This is a genomic window from Hymenobacter sp. HSC-4F20 (assembly GCF_019599275.1).
In the GTDB taxonomy this organism is placed as follows: Bacteria; Bacteroidota; Bacteroidia; order Cytophagales; family Hymenobacteraceae; genus Hymenobacter.
In genome coordinates this window covers 892,196-907,048 of record NZ_JAHZTD010000001.1, presented here as the reverse complement: position 1 = coordinate 907,048, position 14,853 = coordinate 892,196, and the positions used below count along the sequence as shown (strand labels likewise).

The 14,853-nt window shown below is 58.3% G+C and carries 14 protein-coding genes; 5 read left to right on the top strand and 9 right to left on the bottom strand.

Features of this window, described 5'->3' with window-relative positions; all coding sequences use genetic code 11:
• Nucleotides 1-21: 21 nt before the first annotated feature.
• The 3 genes from K3G63_RS03880 to K3G63_RS03870 form a co-directional block, all read right to left on the bottom strand.
• Entirely contained in the window at nucleotides 22-228 is a 207-nt protein-coding gene (locus tag K3G63_RS03880; protein ID WP_220612766.1) for a hypothetical protein, read from the bottom strand.
• 54 nt (nucleotides 229-282) lie between these two features.
• Entirely contained in the window at nucleotides 283-873 is a 591-nt protein-coding gene (locus K3G63_RS03875; RefSeq protein ID WP_220612765.1) for a riboflavin synthase, read from the bottom strand.
• Between the two features lie 102 nt (nucleotides 874-975).
• Nucleotides 976-2,391: a sugar transferase gene (locus K3G63_RS03870; protein WP_259404251.1), complete on the bottom strand. Its 1,416-nt coding sequence runs from the start codon at nucleotides 2,389-2,391 to the stop codon at nucleotides 976-978.
• Between the two features lie 215 nt (nucleotides 2,392-2,606).
• Here K3G63_RS03870 and K3G63_RS03865 point away from each other — a divergent pair, with 215 nt between their 5' ends.
• The 4 genes from K3G63_RS03865 (at nucleotide 2,607) to K3G63_RS03850 (ending at nucleotide 5,930) form a co-directional block, all read left to right on the top strand.
• Nucleotides 2,607-3,260, top strand: coding sequence for a protein-L-isoaspartate(D-aspartate) O-methyltransferase (locus K3G63_RS03865; RefSeq protein WP_220612764.1), 654 nt, complete (start codon nucleotides 2,607-2,609; stop codon nucleotides 3,258-3,260).
• Nucleotides 3,261-3,372: 112 nt separating this feature from the next.
• On the top strand, nucleotides 3,373-4,395 hold the full coding sequence (locus K3G63_RS23010) for a TlpA disulfide reductase family protein (RefSeq protein WP_220612763.1): 1,023 nt from the start codon (nucleotides 3,373-3,375) through the stop codon (nucleotides 4,393-4,395).
• A gap of 85 nt (nucleotides 4,396-4,480) precedes the next feature.
• Nucleotides 4,481-4,999: an acyl-CoA thioesterase gene (locus K3G63_RS03855; protein ID WP_220612762.1), complete on the top strand. Its 519-nt coding sequence runs from the start codon at nucleotides 4,481-4,483 to the stop codon at nucleotides 4,997-4,999.
• Nucleotides 5,000-5,078: 79 nt separating this feature from the next.
• Nucleotides 5,079-5,930 (top strand): hypothetical protein, encoded by an 852-nt coding sequence (locus K3G63_RS03850; RefSeq protein ID WP_220612761.1) that lies wholly within the window; start codon nucleotides 5,079-5,081, stop codon nucleotides 5,928-5,930.
• Nucleotides 5,931-6,081: 151 nt separating this feature from the next.
• Here the strand turns inward: K3G63_RS03850 and K3G63_RS03845 are convergent, their stop codons facing one another.
• The 6 genes from K3G63_RS03845 to alaS all read right to left on the bottom strand — a co-directional run bounded on the left by K3G63_RS03845 (nucleotide 6,082) and on the right by alaS (nucleotide 14,253).
• Nucleotides 6,082-7,236 (bottom strand): TlpA disulfide reductase family protein, encoded by a 1,155-nt coding sequence (locus tag K3G63_RS03845; protein WP_220612760.1) that lies wholly within the window; start codon nucleotides 7,234-7,236, stop codon nucleotides 6,082-6,084.
• A 163-nt stretch (nucleotides 7,237-7,399) separates the two neighbouring features.
• The gene (locus K3G63_RS03840; RefSeq protein WP_220612759.1) at nucleotides 7,400-7,933 is read right to left on the bottom strand and encodes a TlpA disulfide reductase family protein; all 534 of its coding nucleotides are present in this window, start codon (nucleotides 7,931-7,933) and stop codon (nucleotides 7,400-7,402) included.
• Nucleotides 7,934-8,026: 93 nt separating this feature from the next.
• The gene (gene gatB / locus K3G63_RS03835) at nucleotides 8,027-9,484 is read right to left on the bottom strand and encodes an Asp-tRNA(Asn)/Glu-tRNA(Gln) amidotransferase subunit GatB (RefSeq protein WP_220612758.1); all 1,458 of its coding nucleotides are present in this window, start codon (nucleotides 9,482-9,484) and stop codon (nucleotides 8,027-8,029) included.
• A gap of 171 nt (nucleotides 9,485-9,655) precedes the next feature.
• A complete protein-coding gene (locus K3G63_RS03830) occupies nucleotides 9,656-10,624 on the bottom strand; it encodes a hypothetical protein (protein ID WP_220612757.1) in 969 nt (322 codons plus the stop codon).
• A 24-nt stretch (nucleotides 10,625-10,648) separates the two neighbouring features.
• A complete protein-coding gene (locus tag K3G63_RS03825) occupies nucleotides 10,649-11,386 on the bottom strand; it encodes an energy transducer TonB (protein WP_220612756.1) in 738 nt (245 codons plus the stop codon).
• A gap of 182 nt (nucleotides 11,387-11,568) precedes the next feature.
• Nucleotides 11,569-14,253 (bottom strand): alanine--tRNA ligase, encoded by a 2,685-nt coding sequence (gene alaS, locus K3G63_RS03820; RefSeq protein WP_220612755.1) that lies wholly within the window; start codon nucleotides 14,251-14,253, stop codon nucleotides 11,569-11,571.
• Nucleotides 14,254-14,490: 237 nt separating this feature from the next.
• Between alaS and K3G63_RS03815 the strand changes: the two genes are divergently transcribed.
• Nucleotides 14,491-14,853 carry a MerR family transcriptional regulator gene (locus K3G63_RS03815; protein WP_220612754.1) on the top strand — a complete coding sequence of 121 codons (363 nt, stop codon included), beginning with the start codon at nucleotides 14,491-14,493 and terminating at the stop codon, nucleotides 14,851-14,853.

Sequence of the window (14,853 nt, the reverse complement as noted above, 5' to 3'; positions counted from 1 at the left end):
GGGCTTTCTGCTTCTTCAGAATTACTTATCTCCGGCGGGCTTTCGGTTGCCCGTGTGCCCATCGCCTTGGTCACCCTGACCGGGCTGGCTGGTTACTTTGGAGTTGTGGCGGTCATCCTGAGACAAGGAACGGTTGACGTCCACGGAGCTGGTAAATTCGCCTTTTTCGTTACGGCGCACGTAGCGCTTATCGCCAGGCGTAGGCTCTATCAATTCGCGTTTCGACATGATGTTCAGCGGATAGGTACCTTCCTGATACGCAGCTCTCTGCCCGCGGTTGGCTTATTTTCCCAGCAATTTCGCTACGTATTTGCCCACAATGTCAAACTCCAGATTTACGCGGTGGCCGGGCCGCAGATCCTGGAAAGTGGTGTGCTCGTAGGTGTAGGGAATAATAGCCACGCTGAAGCCGTCGTCGGTGCTGTTAAAGCAGGTCAGGCTGGTGCCGTTGATGCAGATGGAGCCTTTCTCCACGGTTACGCGGCCGGGGCCCGGCTCGTGGCGGAAGCGGAACAGCCAGGAGCCGTTCTGGTCCTCTACCGACTCGCACTCCGCCGTCAGGTCGACGTGGCCTTGCACGATGTGGCCATCAAAGCGGCCATTGGCGGCCAGGCACCGCTCCAGGTTCACGCGCTTGCCGGGAACCCACTGGCTCAGGTTGGTTTTCTGCAGAGTTTCATCAATGGCCGTTACCACGTGGGTGCCCGCCGCCGTGTCCACGGCCACCACCGTCAGGCATACCCCGTCGTGGGCCACGCTCTGGTCGATTTTCAGCTCAGGAGCGAAGCCGGAGGCTACTGTAAAGTGAATATTAGTGCCTTCGCGCCGCACAGCCCGAATGGTACCCAAGGTTTCAATAATGCCAGTGAACATATGCTTGCAATTAAAAGTCAGGAGGGAAAAGCAGGAACGAACCAGATGGGTGTTAAACAGCAATAGTGGTCAATTCCTCCTTCGTGATTCTTCCTATTGGTGCTACTTCCCCCTACCTTCCACAATGATTTTAAGGGTGTAAAGCAGTACCCGGAAATCCATGGCCAAGCTCATATTTTCGATGTAGAGAATATCGAATTTGAGCCGCTCCACCATTTGCTGCACCGTTTCGGCGTAGCCATATTTCACCTGTCCGAGGCTAGTGAGGCCGGGGCGGACGCGGTGCAGGTGGCGGTAGTGCGGGGCCAGCTGCACAATCTGATCAATGAAAAACTGCCGCTCCGGGCGGGGCCCTACAATGCTCATATCGCCCTTGATGACGTTCCAGAACTGGGGCAGCTCGTCGACGCGCACCTTGCGCATAAAGCGGCCCCAGGGCGTGATACGCGGGTCGTGGTCGGAGCTGAGGGCGGGGCCCTGCTTTTCGGCATCTACGTACATGGAGCGGAACTTATAAATGCGAAACGGGTGCCCATGCCGGCCAATGCGCTCCTGGGAATAGAACACCGGCCCGGGCGAGGAGAGCTTCACCATGATGGCGGCAAAGGCGTAGCCGGGCCAGGCCAGCAGCAGAAACAGCACCGAAACTACCACGTCGAGCAGGCGCTTGACCACGCGCTGCCAGGGCGACATCAAATCCTGCTTGATTTCAATCAGGGGCGTCCCAAATACGTGGCTGACCTTTACCGAGCCCAGCAGCATCTGGTAGAGGTCGGGCAGGATGCTGATACGGGCGGGCGTGCCTTCCAGCAGGGTCAGAATTTCCTCAATGGTGCGGTGTTCGGAAGGTTCAATGGCAATTATTACCTGCTCCACGTGCAGCACCCGAATCAGGGCCGGCAGCCGCCGGTAGGAGCCGCGCGCCGGTAGCTCAGCGGCCAGGGCCTCATCCACCACCTCGCCCAGGGGCGTAAAGCCGACCAACTGCAGGCCCAGGTGGCGCCCGGTACGGCGCAGTTCCTGATACGTTTCGCGGGCCAGCGTGCCGGAGCCGACCAGCAGGGTGTTGAACGTGATAATGCCGCCGCGCACCAGCCGCTGCACGCTGCTCACGGCCCACACCCGCAGCACGGCCGTAAGGGTGAAGTGCAGCAGAAAGTAAGCGGAAATCGTTTTGTAATAGCTGTGGTAATTCTGCACGCCTTGATCGTCGAGCAGCAGCACGAAAAAGATGATAATGGCGCCCAGAACAGAAACCTGCCCCAATCGGATTAGCTCCGAGAGGCGCGACTTGCGGAAAATGTCGCGGTATTCCCCCATCAGGGCGTACAGCACCGTCCAGAAACCGGCTATCAGCAGGGCTGAGCCGGAGAGGAAGGCTGCATCAGCCGCGAAGCGGTAGTTGCCGCTGATTTCCTGCAGCAGATACTTGCGCAACAGGAAAAAGCACATCCAGGCCAACAAGGCCGCCCCGAAGTCGGCTGCTATCAGCTTCAGTTTTTGGAGAGTACGAATCAAGAGGGAGGAAACTACCCGGCGGAGCCGGCAATCGGGGTAATTTTATGGGGCTAATGCTGTAATTTCGCGCTCCGTTCAAAGTTCTGCGCCGTGCTGGCCCAGTCTTTCGGAGTCGCGCAAAGGTAGGAAATACCCGCAATCTGCGGCGGAGCACTGCCTGCTCGCTCCCCATTCTTCGGTCCGAGCTGTTCCCCGGGCTTTTTCCTGCTTGTCTCATGCACGCTGATACCTACCGCCATCGTGGATTGCGCCGCGCTCTGGTAGAAGAGCTGCGCCGGAAAGGCATCCGCGATGAGCGGGTACTCACGGCCATTGGCACGGTGCCGCGCCACTTGTTTTTTGAGGCTGCCTTTCAGCCTCATGCTTACCAGGATAAAGCGTTTCCCATTGGGGAGGGCCAGACTATTTCACAGCCGTACACGGTGGCCTACCAAACTGAGTTGCTGCAAGTGCAGCCCGGCGAGCGGGTACTGGAAATCGGAACGGGCTCGGGCTACCAATGCTGCGTGCTGCTGGAGCTGACCCCGCACGTGTTCAGCATCGAGTACAACCAGGTTCTGTTTGAGCGCACTGCCCGCCGCCTAGCCACCTTGCACCGGCCCGCTCATCTGTTCTGCGGCGACGGCTCCCTGGGGCTACCCCAGCACGCGCCTTTCGATAAGATCTTGGTAACGGCCGGCTCCCCGGCGCTGCCGCGCCCCCTGCTGCGCCAGCTACGGGTAGGCGGCTCCCTGGTTATTCCCGTCGGCGATGAGCATACCCAGCGCATGGTGCGGGTAGTACGCGAAAGCGAGGAGGAGTTTTCCCGACAGGTGCTGGAGGAGTTTCGCTTTGTGCCCCTACTCGGCCAGGCCGGGTGGAAAGAATAAAGGCTGGGCGGCGAGAAGCTGGCTTACCTAAAGGGCCTATATTGTCTGTGTCAGGTAGATTGTATAGCCCCAGCTTGTGAAAAGACACCTTATCCTTCTCGCACTTTTAAGCGTGTCTGCCTCTGCCACGCACGCGCAAACCACGGCCGCTTGCCAGATTACAGGCAACATCAAAGGAGTAGGCAATCAGTCGGTCATTTTTTTCTACGACTGGCAGGGGCAGCAGCGCCGCGATACGGTACGGGCTCAAAACGACCGTTTCAGCTACACTGCGCACCCTACCGACGATGGTCAGCTCAATCTTAAGATTGTTCCGAGCCGCTTTACCACAATTTGGTTTGAGCCGGGGCAGGTAACAGTAACCGGCAGCATTGCAGAACCAGCTAAGCTCACTGTTACGGGTACTCCAGAGAATACCCTCACAACCTACTACAACCAGCGTATAAACTGGAAATTTGAGCAACGTGCCGCGGCACATCCCGACTCAATTCCAATTCTTGGCGCGTTAGTAGGCCAAGCCACGCGGGCATTTATAGCGGCGCACCCGAAAGCTCGAACCAGTGCCGACCTGCTCTACCAAGAGGCTAAATACAAAAACGACCGGCCGGTAGCCGAGTATGAACAGTTGCTACGACTTCTTTCCCCGACGGTTCAGAGTAGCCACCAAGGCCAAGCGGTAGCACGCCGCTTAACGGTGCTACGCAGTCAGCCCCAGATAGGTCAGCTGCTGCCCACCTTCACCATACCCGATACAGCCAATGTTGCCGTCTCGCTAGCCCGATTTAAGGGCCAGTATGTGCTGCTTGATTTCTGGGGCCATTGGTGCCGGCCCTGTATTCAGTCAATGCCACACTTAAAGCAACTCCAGGCGCAGTATGCCGCTCAGATGTCCATAGTGGGTATTGGCATGGAGTCAGCCGAGGATAAGCCGCTTTGGCTGAAAGCTATCCGGAAAAACCAACTTACCTGGACGCAGTTATCAGAACTCAAAGCAGATAAAGGAGTAATTGAACAGCTGCATGTGGAGCAGTTTCCTACGTACATGCTACTAGATAAGCAGGGCAAGCTGCTGGTCATGGCTTCGCAGCTAGGCCCCATTGAGGAGAAGCTAAGAAGCCTGGTTACGACGCCATAAAGGCTGCCCGGCGGAAAACACATGGCACACGGCGCCGCGTCCGTATCTTTGCGGCTTCAAGTGCTACCCCTTACTCTGCCGCAAAATGCGCAAACAAAAGCCCGTCAAAGACTCTTTTGTTCGGATGACCGAACTGGTGTTACCCAACGATACAAACACGCTTAACAACCTGATGGGGGGCCGCATGATGCACCTGATGGACGTAGCCGCGGCCATTTCGGCCCAGCGCCACTCCAACCGCATTGTCGTCACGGCTTCTGTGGATAACGTATCGTTCCGGGAAGGGATTAAGCTGGGCAGCGTCGTGACGCTGGAAGCGCAGGTAACGCGCTCCTTTAGCTCCTCTATGGAAGTGCACATCAACGTGTGGGCCGAAGACATTCCGAGCGACACCAAAATCAAATCCAACGAGGCGTTTTTCACTTTTGTGGCCGTAGACCAATCGGGCCGACCAATTGATGTGCCGGAGGCTGTGGCCGAGTCGGAAGAGGAAATTCAGCTATACGATGGGGCCCTGCGCCGTCGGCAGTTGCGCCTGGTGCTGGGCGGCCGTATGAGCCCGCACGAAGCCACGGAGCTGAAGGCACTTTTTAACATGGAATAGCAGGTTCTTTCGGCGGTCATAAAGTCTAGAAAAACCTGTATTTTCCGCTACCCCTGGCTGCTTGCCGAACTGTACCTGAATGGATACTGCCGCTACCCTCGCTTTCTTTCAAAACTTCTACACCGATGCTCCGCTGTACGTAGTAGCCGAACCTACTGCTGCCCCCCTTAACACTCCAGAAGCAACGGCACCAGCGACACCGGCGGCGGCTCCTACCCCAGCCCCGGCTGCTACGCCACCGCCTAATGTACCTGGCGCTCCTGCCCCGCCGCCTACCCCCGCTCTTTCCGGTAAGCTTCCTTCCCTGAGCAATCTGCCCCTGTCCGGCAACGCGGCTCCGGCTGCAGCGGCGGCTTCCGCTGCTCCGGTAGCAGAACGGGCACCAGTAGCTCCCGTTGCCTCGGCTCCTACCCCGCCAGCGGCCGCCGAGCCTTCGCGCCAGGCGGTTACGCTAACGGTAGCGCAGCTGCCGGCCGCCGCGGCCGCCCCGGCCGGCCGGGTGCAGCCAACGCCTACCCAGTCGCCGGTTGCGCACATTCCCTTCTCCACGCTGGGCAGCAACCCCAACGGCCTCGTGATTCTGGTGCGCGTATCCCCCGACGAGTTTCGGAAGCTGCCGCGCAATGTGTTTCTCAACAACCTCCTCAAGGCCATCCGCCTGATTGTGGAGGATGTGGTGCTGGTAAACGTGGAGCACCCGAGCTACCCGGTGGCGCTGTGCAGCTTGCGCCAGCATTTGGCAGCCCGGCAGTTCTTGGCGTTCGGCAAAAACCTGCTTGATGTGGCGGTGTATACCACCCAGCCTTACGAGCCCGTCCTGCTCTTCGGCGATACGGCTTTTCTGGGAGCCAGTGAAATCAGCATGCTAGAGTACGATGCCGGCCGCAAAAAACAGCTCTGGCAAGCCGTACAGCGCATGTTCATGAGTTAGCATAACAGGCTTTCAAGTAAGCTGGGCGCTGCTACCCATTGCAGAAGTGCTCAGCTTACACCTGAGAGCCAAAGACTCGTGTGGCTCTTCTTGCCACAACAAAAAAGGTCGGCCACGGTGGCCGACCTTTTTCGTTAAACTCTCCTACCCTCTACTTCAGCACCGAAGCCAGGGTAGCTTCCAGGGCTTCGCCGCGCAGGTTTTTGGCGATGATGCGGCCCTGGGGGTCAAGCAGGTAGGACTGCGGGATGGACTTGATGCCGTAGGTCTGGCCAGCAGCACTTTCCCAGCCTTTCAGGTCTGAAACATGGGTCCAGGTCAGCTTATCGTTCTGAATGGCCTTCAGCCACTTGCCGCGGTCTTGGTCAAAGGAAACGCTGTAAATCTCGAAGCCTTTAGTTTTGAACTTGTTGTAAGCCTTTACAACATTCGGGTTTTCCTGACGGCAGGGTCCGCACCAGGAGGCCCAGAAGTCGATGAGCACGTACTTGCCGCGCAGGCTGCTCAGGGTTACATCTTTTCCCTCGGGACTGGGCAGGCTGATTTCCGGTGCCTGCACACCTACTGCCGTGGTCCGCAGCGGCTCTAAGCGGGCTACCAGCGCTTTCGTGTAACGCGAATCGGGCCGGTTTTTCTTCAATACGTTGGCTACTGAGTCGGCCAGGGTAAAGTTATCATCGGGGTTGATAACGCTGGTCACCACAAACGCCGATACCACGGAGTTAGGGTTTTGGCGCACAAGGCGGGCCAGGTCGGAGGAGCCCCGGCTTTGCAAGGTCATGGCTTTTTGCTGCAGCGCGGCCAGCGAATCGGTGCGGCCGCTTTGCGCGGCTTGGGTGTAGCGCTGCTCCAGGCGCTGCATCTGCTGGCGCGAGGTCTGCATGGTGCGGTTAATCTGCTGGAGCAGCTCCGAATCGGGCGAGCCCTTCACGGTGTAGCTCTGGCCCAGCTGCTGCGCATCGCCGGTAAGCTGCACCTGCCGGCCGTTCTCCAAGGTCACCAGTGCCTGGTTCTGGTCATTGAGCTTCACCTGATAGATGCCTGCCTCCGGCAGGTTGCCCGTGAAGCGGAACTGGCCTTTGTCGTCCACCGTAGCCGTGTCGCGCGACACAAACTGCGTTTCCCCCAGCTCGGCTAGGTACACCTTGGTACCGGCAGGGGCATTTTGCAGCTGGCCGCTGAGCTGGTAGCTGCTGGCGTCAGCCGAGCCGGTAGCGCTGCTGGTGGGTGTCGTGTTTTTATTGCAGGCGTTGGTCATGCCCAGCAGGGCACCCACGTAAAGCAAGCTTTTCATCTTGTGCATCATTCGGAAAACTGACCGGTGGTGGCACCGGCACCGTGTGGCAATGGACGTAGAAACGGGCCGCAAGTTGCCACTTTTGGCGGGAATTGCGGCGGCGCTTCCTCAGCCTACCTACACGCAAGGCGCTGGGTTTGGTTCCGGCTTCCGGCGCAGGCTGCTGCGGGCCCTAATCCAGCGGAATATATTCGGCTATTTTCTGCCCCAGGGCCCGGCCGCGCAGGTTGCGAGCCAAGACTCGGCCTTCCGGGTCCAGCAGCACGGAGTACGGAATAGAGTGCACCCCATAGGCCCGGGCCCCCTCGCTTTGCCAGCCCCGCAGGTCCGAAACGTGATGCCAGGTCAGCTCGTCGGCGGCAATGGCCTGGTGCCACCGCGCCTTGTTCACGTCCAACGATACGCTGTAAATTTCCAGCCCGCGGCTGTGAAACTGGCCGTAGATTTTGCGCAGATTGGGGCTTTCCTGACGGCAAGGCCCGCACCAGGAAGCCCAGAAATCCACGAGCACGTACTTGCCGCGCAGGCTACTTAGCGCCAATTTGGTACCGTCGAGTCGAGGTAGGTTGATTTCCGGAGCTGCCGCCGAGGAGGCCTTGGCGGGCGCAACCGGCGGCACTGCGTTGGAAGTAGCCGGACGCTGACAGGAGCTTACCCCGACGGTGAAAAGGCCCGCAATACATACGCTACCAGACAAAAAGCGCATACCTGCATAAGTGAGGTAAAGGATGCTTGAAGTAAACAAAAAACCACTGGCCGTTGGGCCAGTGGTTTTTTGCAGACTAGCAAACAACGCTGCTTACGCTTCTAGTTTCTGGCGCAGGAGCTGGTTGGCCAGCTTGGGGTCGGCCTTGCCACCAGTCAGCTTCATCAGCTCACCCATGAACATGCCGGTCAGGCTCTTTTTGCCAGCCCGATACTCGGCTACTTTGGCCGGGTTGGCGTCCAGCACCTGCTGAATCATGGTTTCCAGGGCACCGGCGTCCGACTGCTGCAACAAGCCCTGGGCTTCGGCGGCGGCGGCGGCGGTTTGCGCCGGGTTTTCGAGCAGGTAGGGAAACAGCTGCTTGCTGGCTACCGAGTGGCCTACCTTGTTTTCGTCGATGAGTCCGATGATGTCGGCCAGGTGCTGGGGAGTGAGCGGGAACTGGTCGAGAGTTAGAGCGCGCTCATTAAGGTAGGCTTTTACGGGGCCGGTCACCCAGTTGGCGGCCGCTTTGGCGTTCGGGGTCAGGCGGGTCAGCTCATCGAAGAACAGGGCTACGTCCTTATCAGCCGTCAATACGTTGGCATCATAATCCGAAAGGCCCAGCTCACCGGTAAAGCGGGCGTACAGCTGCTGCGGCAGGGCTGGCAGCTCGGCCTGCACGCGGTGTAGCCACTCATCGTCGATGATAACCGGGGGCAAATCAGGCTCCGGGAAGTAGCGGTAGTCGTTCATCGTCTCCTTGCTGCGCTGCCCGCTGGTAGTGCCGGTCTGCGCGTCGAAGCCGCGGGTTTCACTGTCAATCACCTCGCCAGCTTCCACCAGGGCAATCTGCCGCTCGATTTCGTAGTCGATGGCGCGCTGCACATTGCGGAAGGAGTTCATGTTCTTCACCTCCACCTTGGTCCCGAACTGGTCGGCGCCTTTCAGCATCACCGAAATGTTGGCGTCGCAGCGCAGGGAGCCTTCCTCCATGTTGCCGTCGCAGATGCCCAGGTACTGCACCAGTTTCTTGATTTCCGAGAGGTAGGCGTAGGCTTCCTCCGAAGTTCGGATATCCGGCTCCGACACAATTTCAATCAGGGGCACGCCGGCGCGGTTCAGGTCCACAAGGGTTTCTACCTCCCCGGCCAAGTGCATGCTCTTGCCCGCGTCTTCCTCCATGTGAATGCGCGTGATGCCGATTTTCTTGGTCGAACCATCTGACAGGCGGACTTCTACGTGCCCGCCGGTGCAGATGGGGGTTTTATCCTGGGTAATCTGGTAACCCTTGGGCAGGTCGGGGTAGAAGTAGTTTTTGCGGGCAAACAGGTTGTCGCGCCGGATCTGGCAGTTGGTGGCCAGGCCCATTTTCATAGCGTACTCCACGGCCGTGTAGTTCACGCGGGGTAGCGTGCCAGGGTGGCCCAGGGTAATGACGCTGAGGTTATTATTGGGCAGAGCGCCGTACTCGTTTTCGTCGGAAGAGTACATTTTGCTGCGCGTGAGCAGCTGGGCGTGTACCTCCAGACCAATGACGGGCTGGTATTTGGCTTTAATGCTTTCGTCCATAGATAGTCGGGCGGGTAGGCCGCCGAGGCTGCAAGATACGGCACGGCTAGCTTTTGTGCTGCCAACTTTCAGCCAACAACCCGCAAGGTGCGCCTTATCCTCTGGCAGGCCTGGTAGCAGTTCTGGGTGGCGCTTCGGGTAACAAGGAAACAGAGCTTGTCAGCTTCTGGCTTAATCGTTGAAGACCGGAATGTAGGTAGCCTGGAAGGCATTGCCGGCCTGGTTGTAGGCGGCGGCCAGCTTCTGGTTCTGGGTGTTGTAGAGGTTGATGAAGCCGTTGAACTTGTCAGCGTCGGCTTTGGTGAGGGCGTCTTTGCGCTCCAGTAGCTCCTTCATTTGGGCAGCCTGGGTAGCGGCAAAGCCAGCGTAGAACTTCACCAGGTTGCGGGCCGCGTCGCGGTAGCGGGCATCTTTGCCGCGGAAGGCAGGAATGGCGGTTAGCTCGGTGGTAGCGGTTTTTGAGTCTTCTACTAGCTGCAGGCGGGCGGCTTCAAAAGCTGCCGGGTCTTGGGCGCTCATCGCATCGGTGAGCTTGGCCGTGGCCTTTTCAATGCGAAACTGGGCCAGGTACACCTTGTGCTGGTAGCTGTTCACCTCCGATACCTGGCGCATGTACTCGGCCAGGCGCTTGCCCTCGGGGTCGGCGGAAATAGTCATGTTGTGCCGCTTGGCAAACCGGCGCTGGGCTGCGTCCACGGAGTCGTTGACAACTTGCAGCTTGGCTTCGGCAATTTCCTGGAGCTTGAAGTACTGCTCCATGTTCTCAACCGTCGCCGTGCGGGTAGCGGCCAGCATATCCACCGCCTTGTAGTCCTCGGAGTACACTTTCAGCAGCTGGTAAAAGGCCTCGGTGGTTTGCTCCTTGAAGCCCTTATCATCCTTGAACGCGGGCATTTTGGCCACTTTATTCAGGGAAGCTTCGGTTTGCTTAATTAGGTCCTGGCGCTTGGCATCAATCTTCTTCTCGTTGTCGGAATGGGCCGACTTGCTGATGTAGCGCAGGTTTTTCTTGAGCATGGCCCGCTGTTCGGCCACAATAAAGTTATTGTAAGCGCCGGGGTCAGTAAAGGTTTGAGCCTGGGCGAGGGTAGCCAGGCCCGTGAGCAGGCCAGCGGTAATCAGGAGGGTAGAAAAGCGCATAGATTGGAAGTAAGGGTGATGGAGTTAGTTAATGGAAAATGTTACTGGAACGGCATAGCGGGTTGGAACTGTGAGGCCCGCTTTGCGGCCAGGCGCAAAGCGGCTCAGCTGCTTTACTACCCGCATGCTTTCCGCATCCAAACTGGGAAACAAAGAATTTTTCACGCGAATGTTGCGCACTTGCCCCTCTTCATCAACCACGAAATACACAAGCACTTTCCCCTGAATCCGGCTCGCCAGGGCATCCATGGGGTAGTGCAGATGTTGCGCAACGTAGCTCAATAGGCCGGGCATTCCAGCCGGGTACTGCGCTATTTCCTCCGCGTAGTGGCATGCCTCCGGAGTGCCCGTTGCGGACACACATTCCGTACTCTTTTGTATGCCCGCCACATACTGGTGCCGATGCCGGAGCCGGCCAGCTTGGTCGTAATAAAGTTGCGTTCCGTTCTGCCGCTTGCCTAGTTTTTCCTCCCGCCATTGCACTAGGCCGTTGGGTTGCCAGCGCGTGGTACTGAAGCTGGTGTCGCCCTGAGACCGGATACTGGCATGCACTACTTCCCGCAGATAGCTGTTGGCTACCGTAAACACGCTGTCGGTCCAGCGGCCGGGGCCAGTGATGTGGCGGTCCACAAGATAAGCTACATCATCATTGACGAAGATTTCCTGGAATCCGTAGTCGAGGTAGAAGGTTTTGACGGGCTGCTGAGCGGCCGCAGACATAGACAGCGTTAGCACTACCGCCAACGCAAGAAGATACTTCATATAATAACTTGACTACGTCGCCGCCAGCCTAGCAAATACAATACGCTTCACTAGGAGTCAGACGAATGGTAACAGACAAACAAAATGGGCGTTGAGCAGCAGTGAATTCACTATCGCCCAACGCCCATTGTCATTGCTCGGATGAACGGTCAAAAATACCGTCTTCCGCTTAACATCCAAGTTTAAGCCAGCTTCTCGCCTATCAACGCTTCGGCCTTATTAATAGCCGCACCCAAACCTGCTACGTTCTTGCCGCCGGCCGTCGCGAAGAAGGGCTGACCACCGCCCCCACCCTGGATTTCCTTGGCCAGCTCACGCACCAAAGCACTGGCATTGAGCTTGCCGCCTTTCGCCAGCTCGTCGTCCAGCATTACGGCCAGCTGGGGCTTACCATCGATTTCGGCGCCGAGTACGGCTACCAGGTTGGGCACCGCCTGGCGCAGGTTGAAGGCCAGGGTTTTGAGCGCGTCGGCAGAGGTAGCCTGCACCTGGGCGGCCAGGAAGTTCACCCCGTTGAGGGGCTTCACCTGGCCTACCAGCTGATCTTTCTGCTGATTGATGCTCTGCTGGGCAAACTGCTCGATTTGCTTGCGCAGGCCGGCAATTTCCTCGGTTTGCTTCTCGATGCTGGGGATGAGGTGCTGGGGGTTACCCAAGGCCTCGCGCACCTGGCCTAGCAGGTCGAGCTGCTGGTTCACGAAGGCTTCGGCGGCTTCGGCGGTTACGGCCTCAATGCGGCGCACGCCGGCTCCTACCGCGCTTTCCGAGGTAATCTTGAAGAAGCCAATGTCGCCGGTGGTGCGCACGTGGGTGCCACCGCAGAGCTCCACCGAGAAGTCCCGGTCGAAGGTGATGACGCGCACGAACTCGCCATACTTCTCCCCGAACAGGGCGGTAGCACCCAGGGCTTTAGCTTCGTCGATGGGCACGTTGCGGCGCTCATCCAGCGGAATCTGCTCCCGAATCTTGCGATTCACGATGGTTTCCACCTGCCGCAGCTGGTCGTCGGTTACCTTGGTGAAGTGAGAAAAGTCGAAGCGCAATAGTTTCTCGTTTACCAGGGAGCCTTTTTGCGCTACGTGGGTGCCGACTACCTCGCGCAGGGCAGCTTGCAGCAAGTGGGTAGCCGTGTGGTTGCGGCGAATCTGGTCGCGGCGGGCATGGTCAATCTGGGCCGAAAACTCGGCTTCCAGGTCCTGGGGCAGGTCGAGCACGGTGTGCACGATAAGGTCATTTTCCTTTTTCGTGTCCAGCACGCGCACCTTGCTTAGCGGCGACTCCAGAAAGCCCGTATCGCCAATCTGCCCGCCCGATTCGGCGTAAAACGGCGTCTGGTCGAGCACTACCTGGTACTCGGTTTTGCCTTTGCGGTCGGTGCGGCGGTAGCGCAGGATGCGGGCCGGGGCCTGCTCCTGGTCGTAGCCCACGAAAGCGGGCTGCTCTTCCGAGGGAGTTACAATGGTCCAGTCGCTCTGCTCAGCCTCTTGGGCGTTGCGGGAGCGATTCTTCTGGGCCTCCAGCTCTTTTTTGAAGCCTTCCTCATCTACGGTCAGTCCTTTTTCGCGGGCAATCAGGGCAGTAAGATCCAGCGGGAAACCGAAGGTATCCGACAGCTCGAAAGCCGTTTTGCCATCGATGCGGTTACCGTTCTGGCGCGCGGTTTCCTCCAGGGCATCCAAGCGGCGCAGGCCGTTTTCCAAGGTTTTCAGGAAGGCTACTTCCTCTTCCTCTATTACACGCTGCACAAACTGCTGCTGCTGCTTGAGCTCGGGGAAGATGCCGGCCATCTGGTCGGCCAGCACGGGCACTAGCTTGTAGAGGAAGGGCTGCTTCTGATTCAGACTCGAAAACGCGTAGCGCACGGCCCGGCGCAGAATCCGGCGGATTACGTAGCCAGCCTTCACGTTGCTAGGCAGCTGCCCATCGGCCACAGCGAAGGAGATGGTGCGGATGTGGTCGGCAATAACCCGGATGGCAATGTCGGTTTTCTCGTTTTCGGTGGCCGGCTGGTCGTTCACGGTGGCGGGGGCAGTGCCGTGGTACTGCAAGCCAGCCTCAGCGGCAATAAACTGAATCAGCGGCTGGAACACGTCGGTGTCGTAATTCGACTTTACGCCCGACACGGCCATCATCAGACGCTCGAAGCCCATGCCGGTATCCACGTTCTGGGAGGGTAGCTTGATGAGCGACTTGTCGGCGCGGCGCTCGAACTCCATGAACACGTTGTTCCAGATTTCGACAACCTGCGGGTGGTCGGCATTCACCAGCTCGGCGCCGCCTTTCTGGGCTACCTCGGCCTCGTCGCGCAAGTCGATGTGGATTTCGGTGCAGGGGCCGCAGGGGCCCGTGTCGCCCATTTCCCAGAAGTTATCCTTCTTGTTGCCGGGCAGAATGCGCTCCTCGGCCACATATTGGCGCCACAACTCCTGGGTTTCGGTATCGGGGCCGAGGCCGTCGCCTTTGTCGCCTTCAAAATAGGTTACGTAGAGGCGGTCCTTGGGCAGCTTATACACTTCCGTAAGCAGTTCCCAGGCCCAGGCAATGGCGTCTTTCTTGAAGTAATCACCAAACGACCAGTTGCCAAGCATCTCGAACATGGTGTGGTGGTAGGTGTCGTAGCCTACCTCTTCCAGGTCGTTGTGCTTGCCCGATACGCGCAGGCACTTCTGGGTGTCGGCAATGCGCTTGAAGGGGGCGGGCTTGTTGCCGAGGAAGTAATCCTTGAACGGGGCCATGCCCGAGTTGATGAACAGCAGCGTGGGGTCGTCCTTCACCACAATGGGCGCCGAGGGCACAATGTGGTGGCCTTTGGAGGCGAAGAAATCCAGGAACTGCTGGCGGACGTGGCTGGCGGTAGGGAGTGACATGATAGTAGCACGAAGCAGAAGCTTCGCGAAGTGTAAGGTTCGGAGGAATTGGCAGCGGCCGGTATTTTGGCTACTTTTCGCAAGTAAAAATAATTGCGCCAGCGGCAAAGGTAGCCCATCTTGCAGAAGTGAGAAATGAGAAATGAGAGCTCAGAGGCAGTCTGGTCTTTTCCTCCCGCTCTTTTTCAGTTCCCACCTCCTTCTCCCATCTCCATTCTAACTTCTCATTTCTAAAAAATGCCCTATAAAGAGCGCGACATCGAGAAGCAATACTTCACTATCGGTGAGGTAGCGGCCCAGTTCAACGTGGCTCCTTCCCTAATTCGGTTCTGGGAAACCGAGTTTGAGGAACTGCGCCCGCGCAAAAGCAAGAAGGGCAACCGCCTCTATACGCCCCAGGACATTGACATCTTCCGCACCATTTACCACCTGGTAAAGGAACGCGGCTATACCATCCCTGGGGCCCGCGACATGCTCAAGCAGAAAGGCCCCCAGCTCAAGGAGAAAATCGACGTGATTCAGAGCCTGGAGCGGGTCCGCAAGTTCATGGTTACGATGAAGAAGGAGCTGGACGCCATTGGTAAGGCCCAGCAGGGGTAG

What these genes read in the sequence shown, in the direction of transcription:
- K3G63_RS03880 (WP_220612766.1), bottom strand. Translation starts at nt 228, where the DNA reads ATGTCGAAACGCGAATTGATAGAGCCTACGCCTGGCGATAAGCGCTAC.
- K3G63_RS03875 (WP_220612765.1), bottom strand. Translation starts at nt 873, where the DNA reads ATGTTCACTGGCATTATTGAAACCTTGGGTACCATTCGGGCTGTGCGG.
- K3G63_RS03865 (WP_220612764.1), top strand. Translation starts at nt 2,607, where the DNA reads ATGCACGCTGATACCTACCGCCATCGTGGATTGCGCCGCGCTCTGGTA.
- K3G63_RS03855 (WP_220612762.1), top strand. Translation starts at nt 4,481, where the DNA reads ATGCGCAAACAAAAGCCCGTCAAAGACTCTTTTGTTCGGATGACCGAA.
- K3G63_RS03850 (WP_220612761.1), top strand. Translation starts at nt 5,079, where the DNA reads ATGGATACTGCCGCTACCCTCGCTTTCTTTCAAAACTTCTACACCGAT.
- K3G63_RS03845 (WP_220612760.1), bottom strand. Translation starts at nt 7,236, where the DNA reads ATGATGCACAAGATGAAAAGCTTGCTTTACGTGGGTGCCCTGCTGGGC.
- K3G63_RS03840 (WP_220612759.1), bottom strand. Translation starts at nt 7,933, where the DNA reads ATGCGCTTTTTGTCTGGTAGCGTATGTATTGCGGGCCTTTTCACCGTC.
- gatB (WP_220612758.1), bottom strand. Translation starts at nt 9,484, where the DNA reads ATGGACGAAAGCATTAAAGCCAAATACCAGCCCGTCATTGGTCTGGAG.
- K3G63_RS03830 (WP_220612757.1), bottom strand. Translation starts at nt 10,624, where the DNA reads ATGCGCTTTTCTACCCTCCTGATTACCGCTGGCCTGCTCACGGGCCTG.
- K3G63_RS03825 (WP_220612756.1), bottom strand. Translation starts at nt 11,386, where the DNA reads ATGAAGTATCTTCTTGCGTTGGCGGTAGTGCTAACGCTGTCTATGTCT.
- alaS (WP_220612755.1), bottom strand. Translation starts at nt 14,253, where the DNA reads ATGTCACTCCCTACCGCCAGCCACGTCCGCCAGCAGTTCCTGGATTTC.
- K3G63_RS03815 (WP_220612754.1), top strand. Translation starts at nt 14,491, where the DNA reads ATGCCCTATAAAGAGCGCGACATCGAGAAGCAATACTTCACTATCGGT.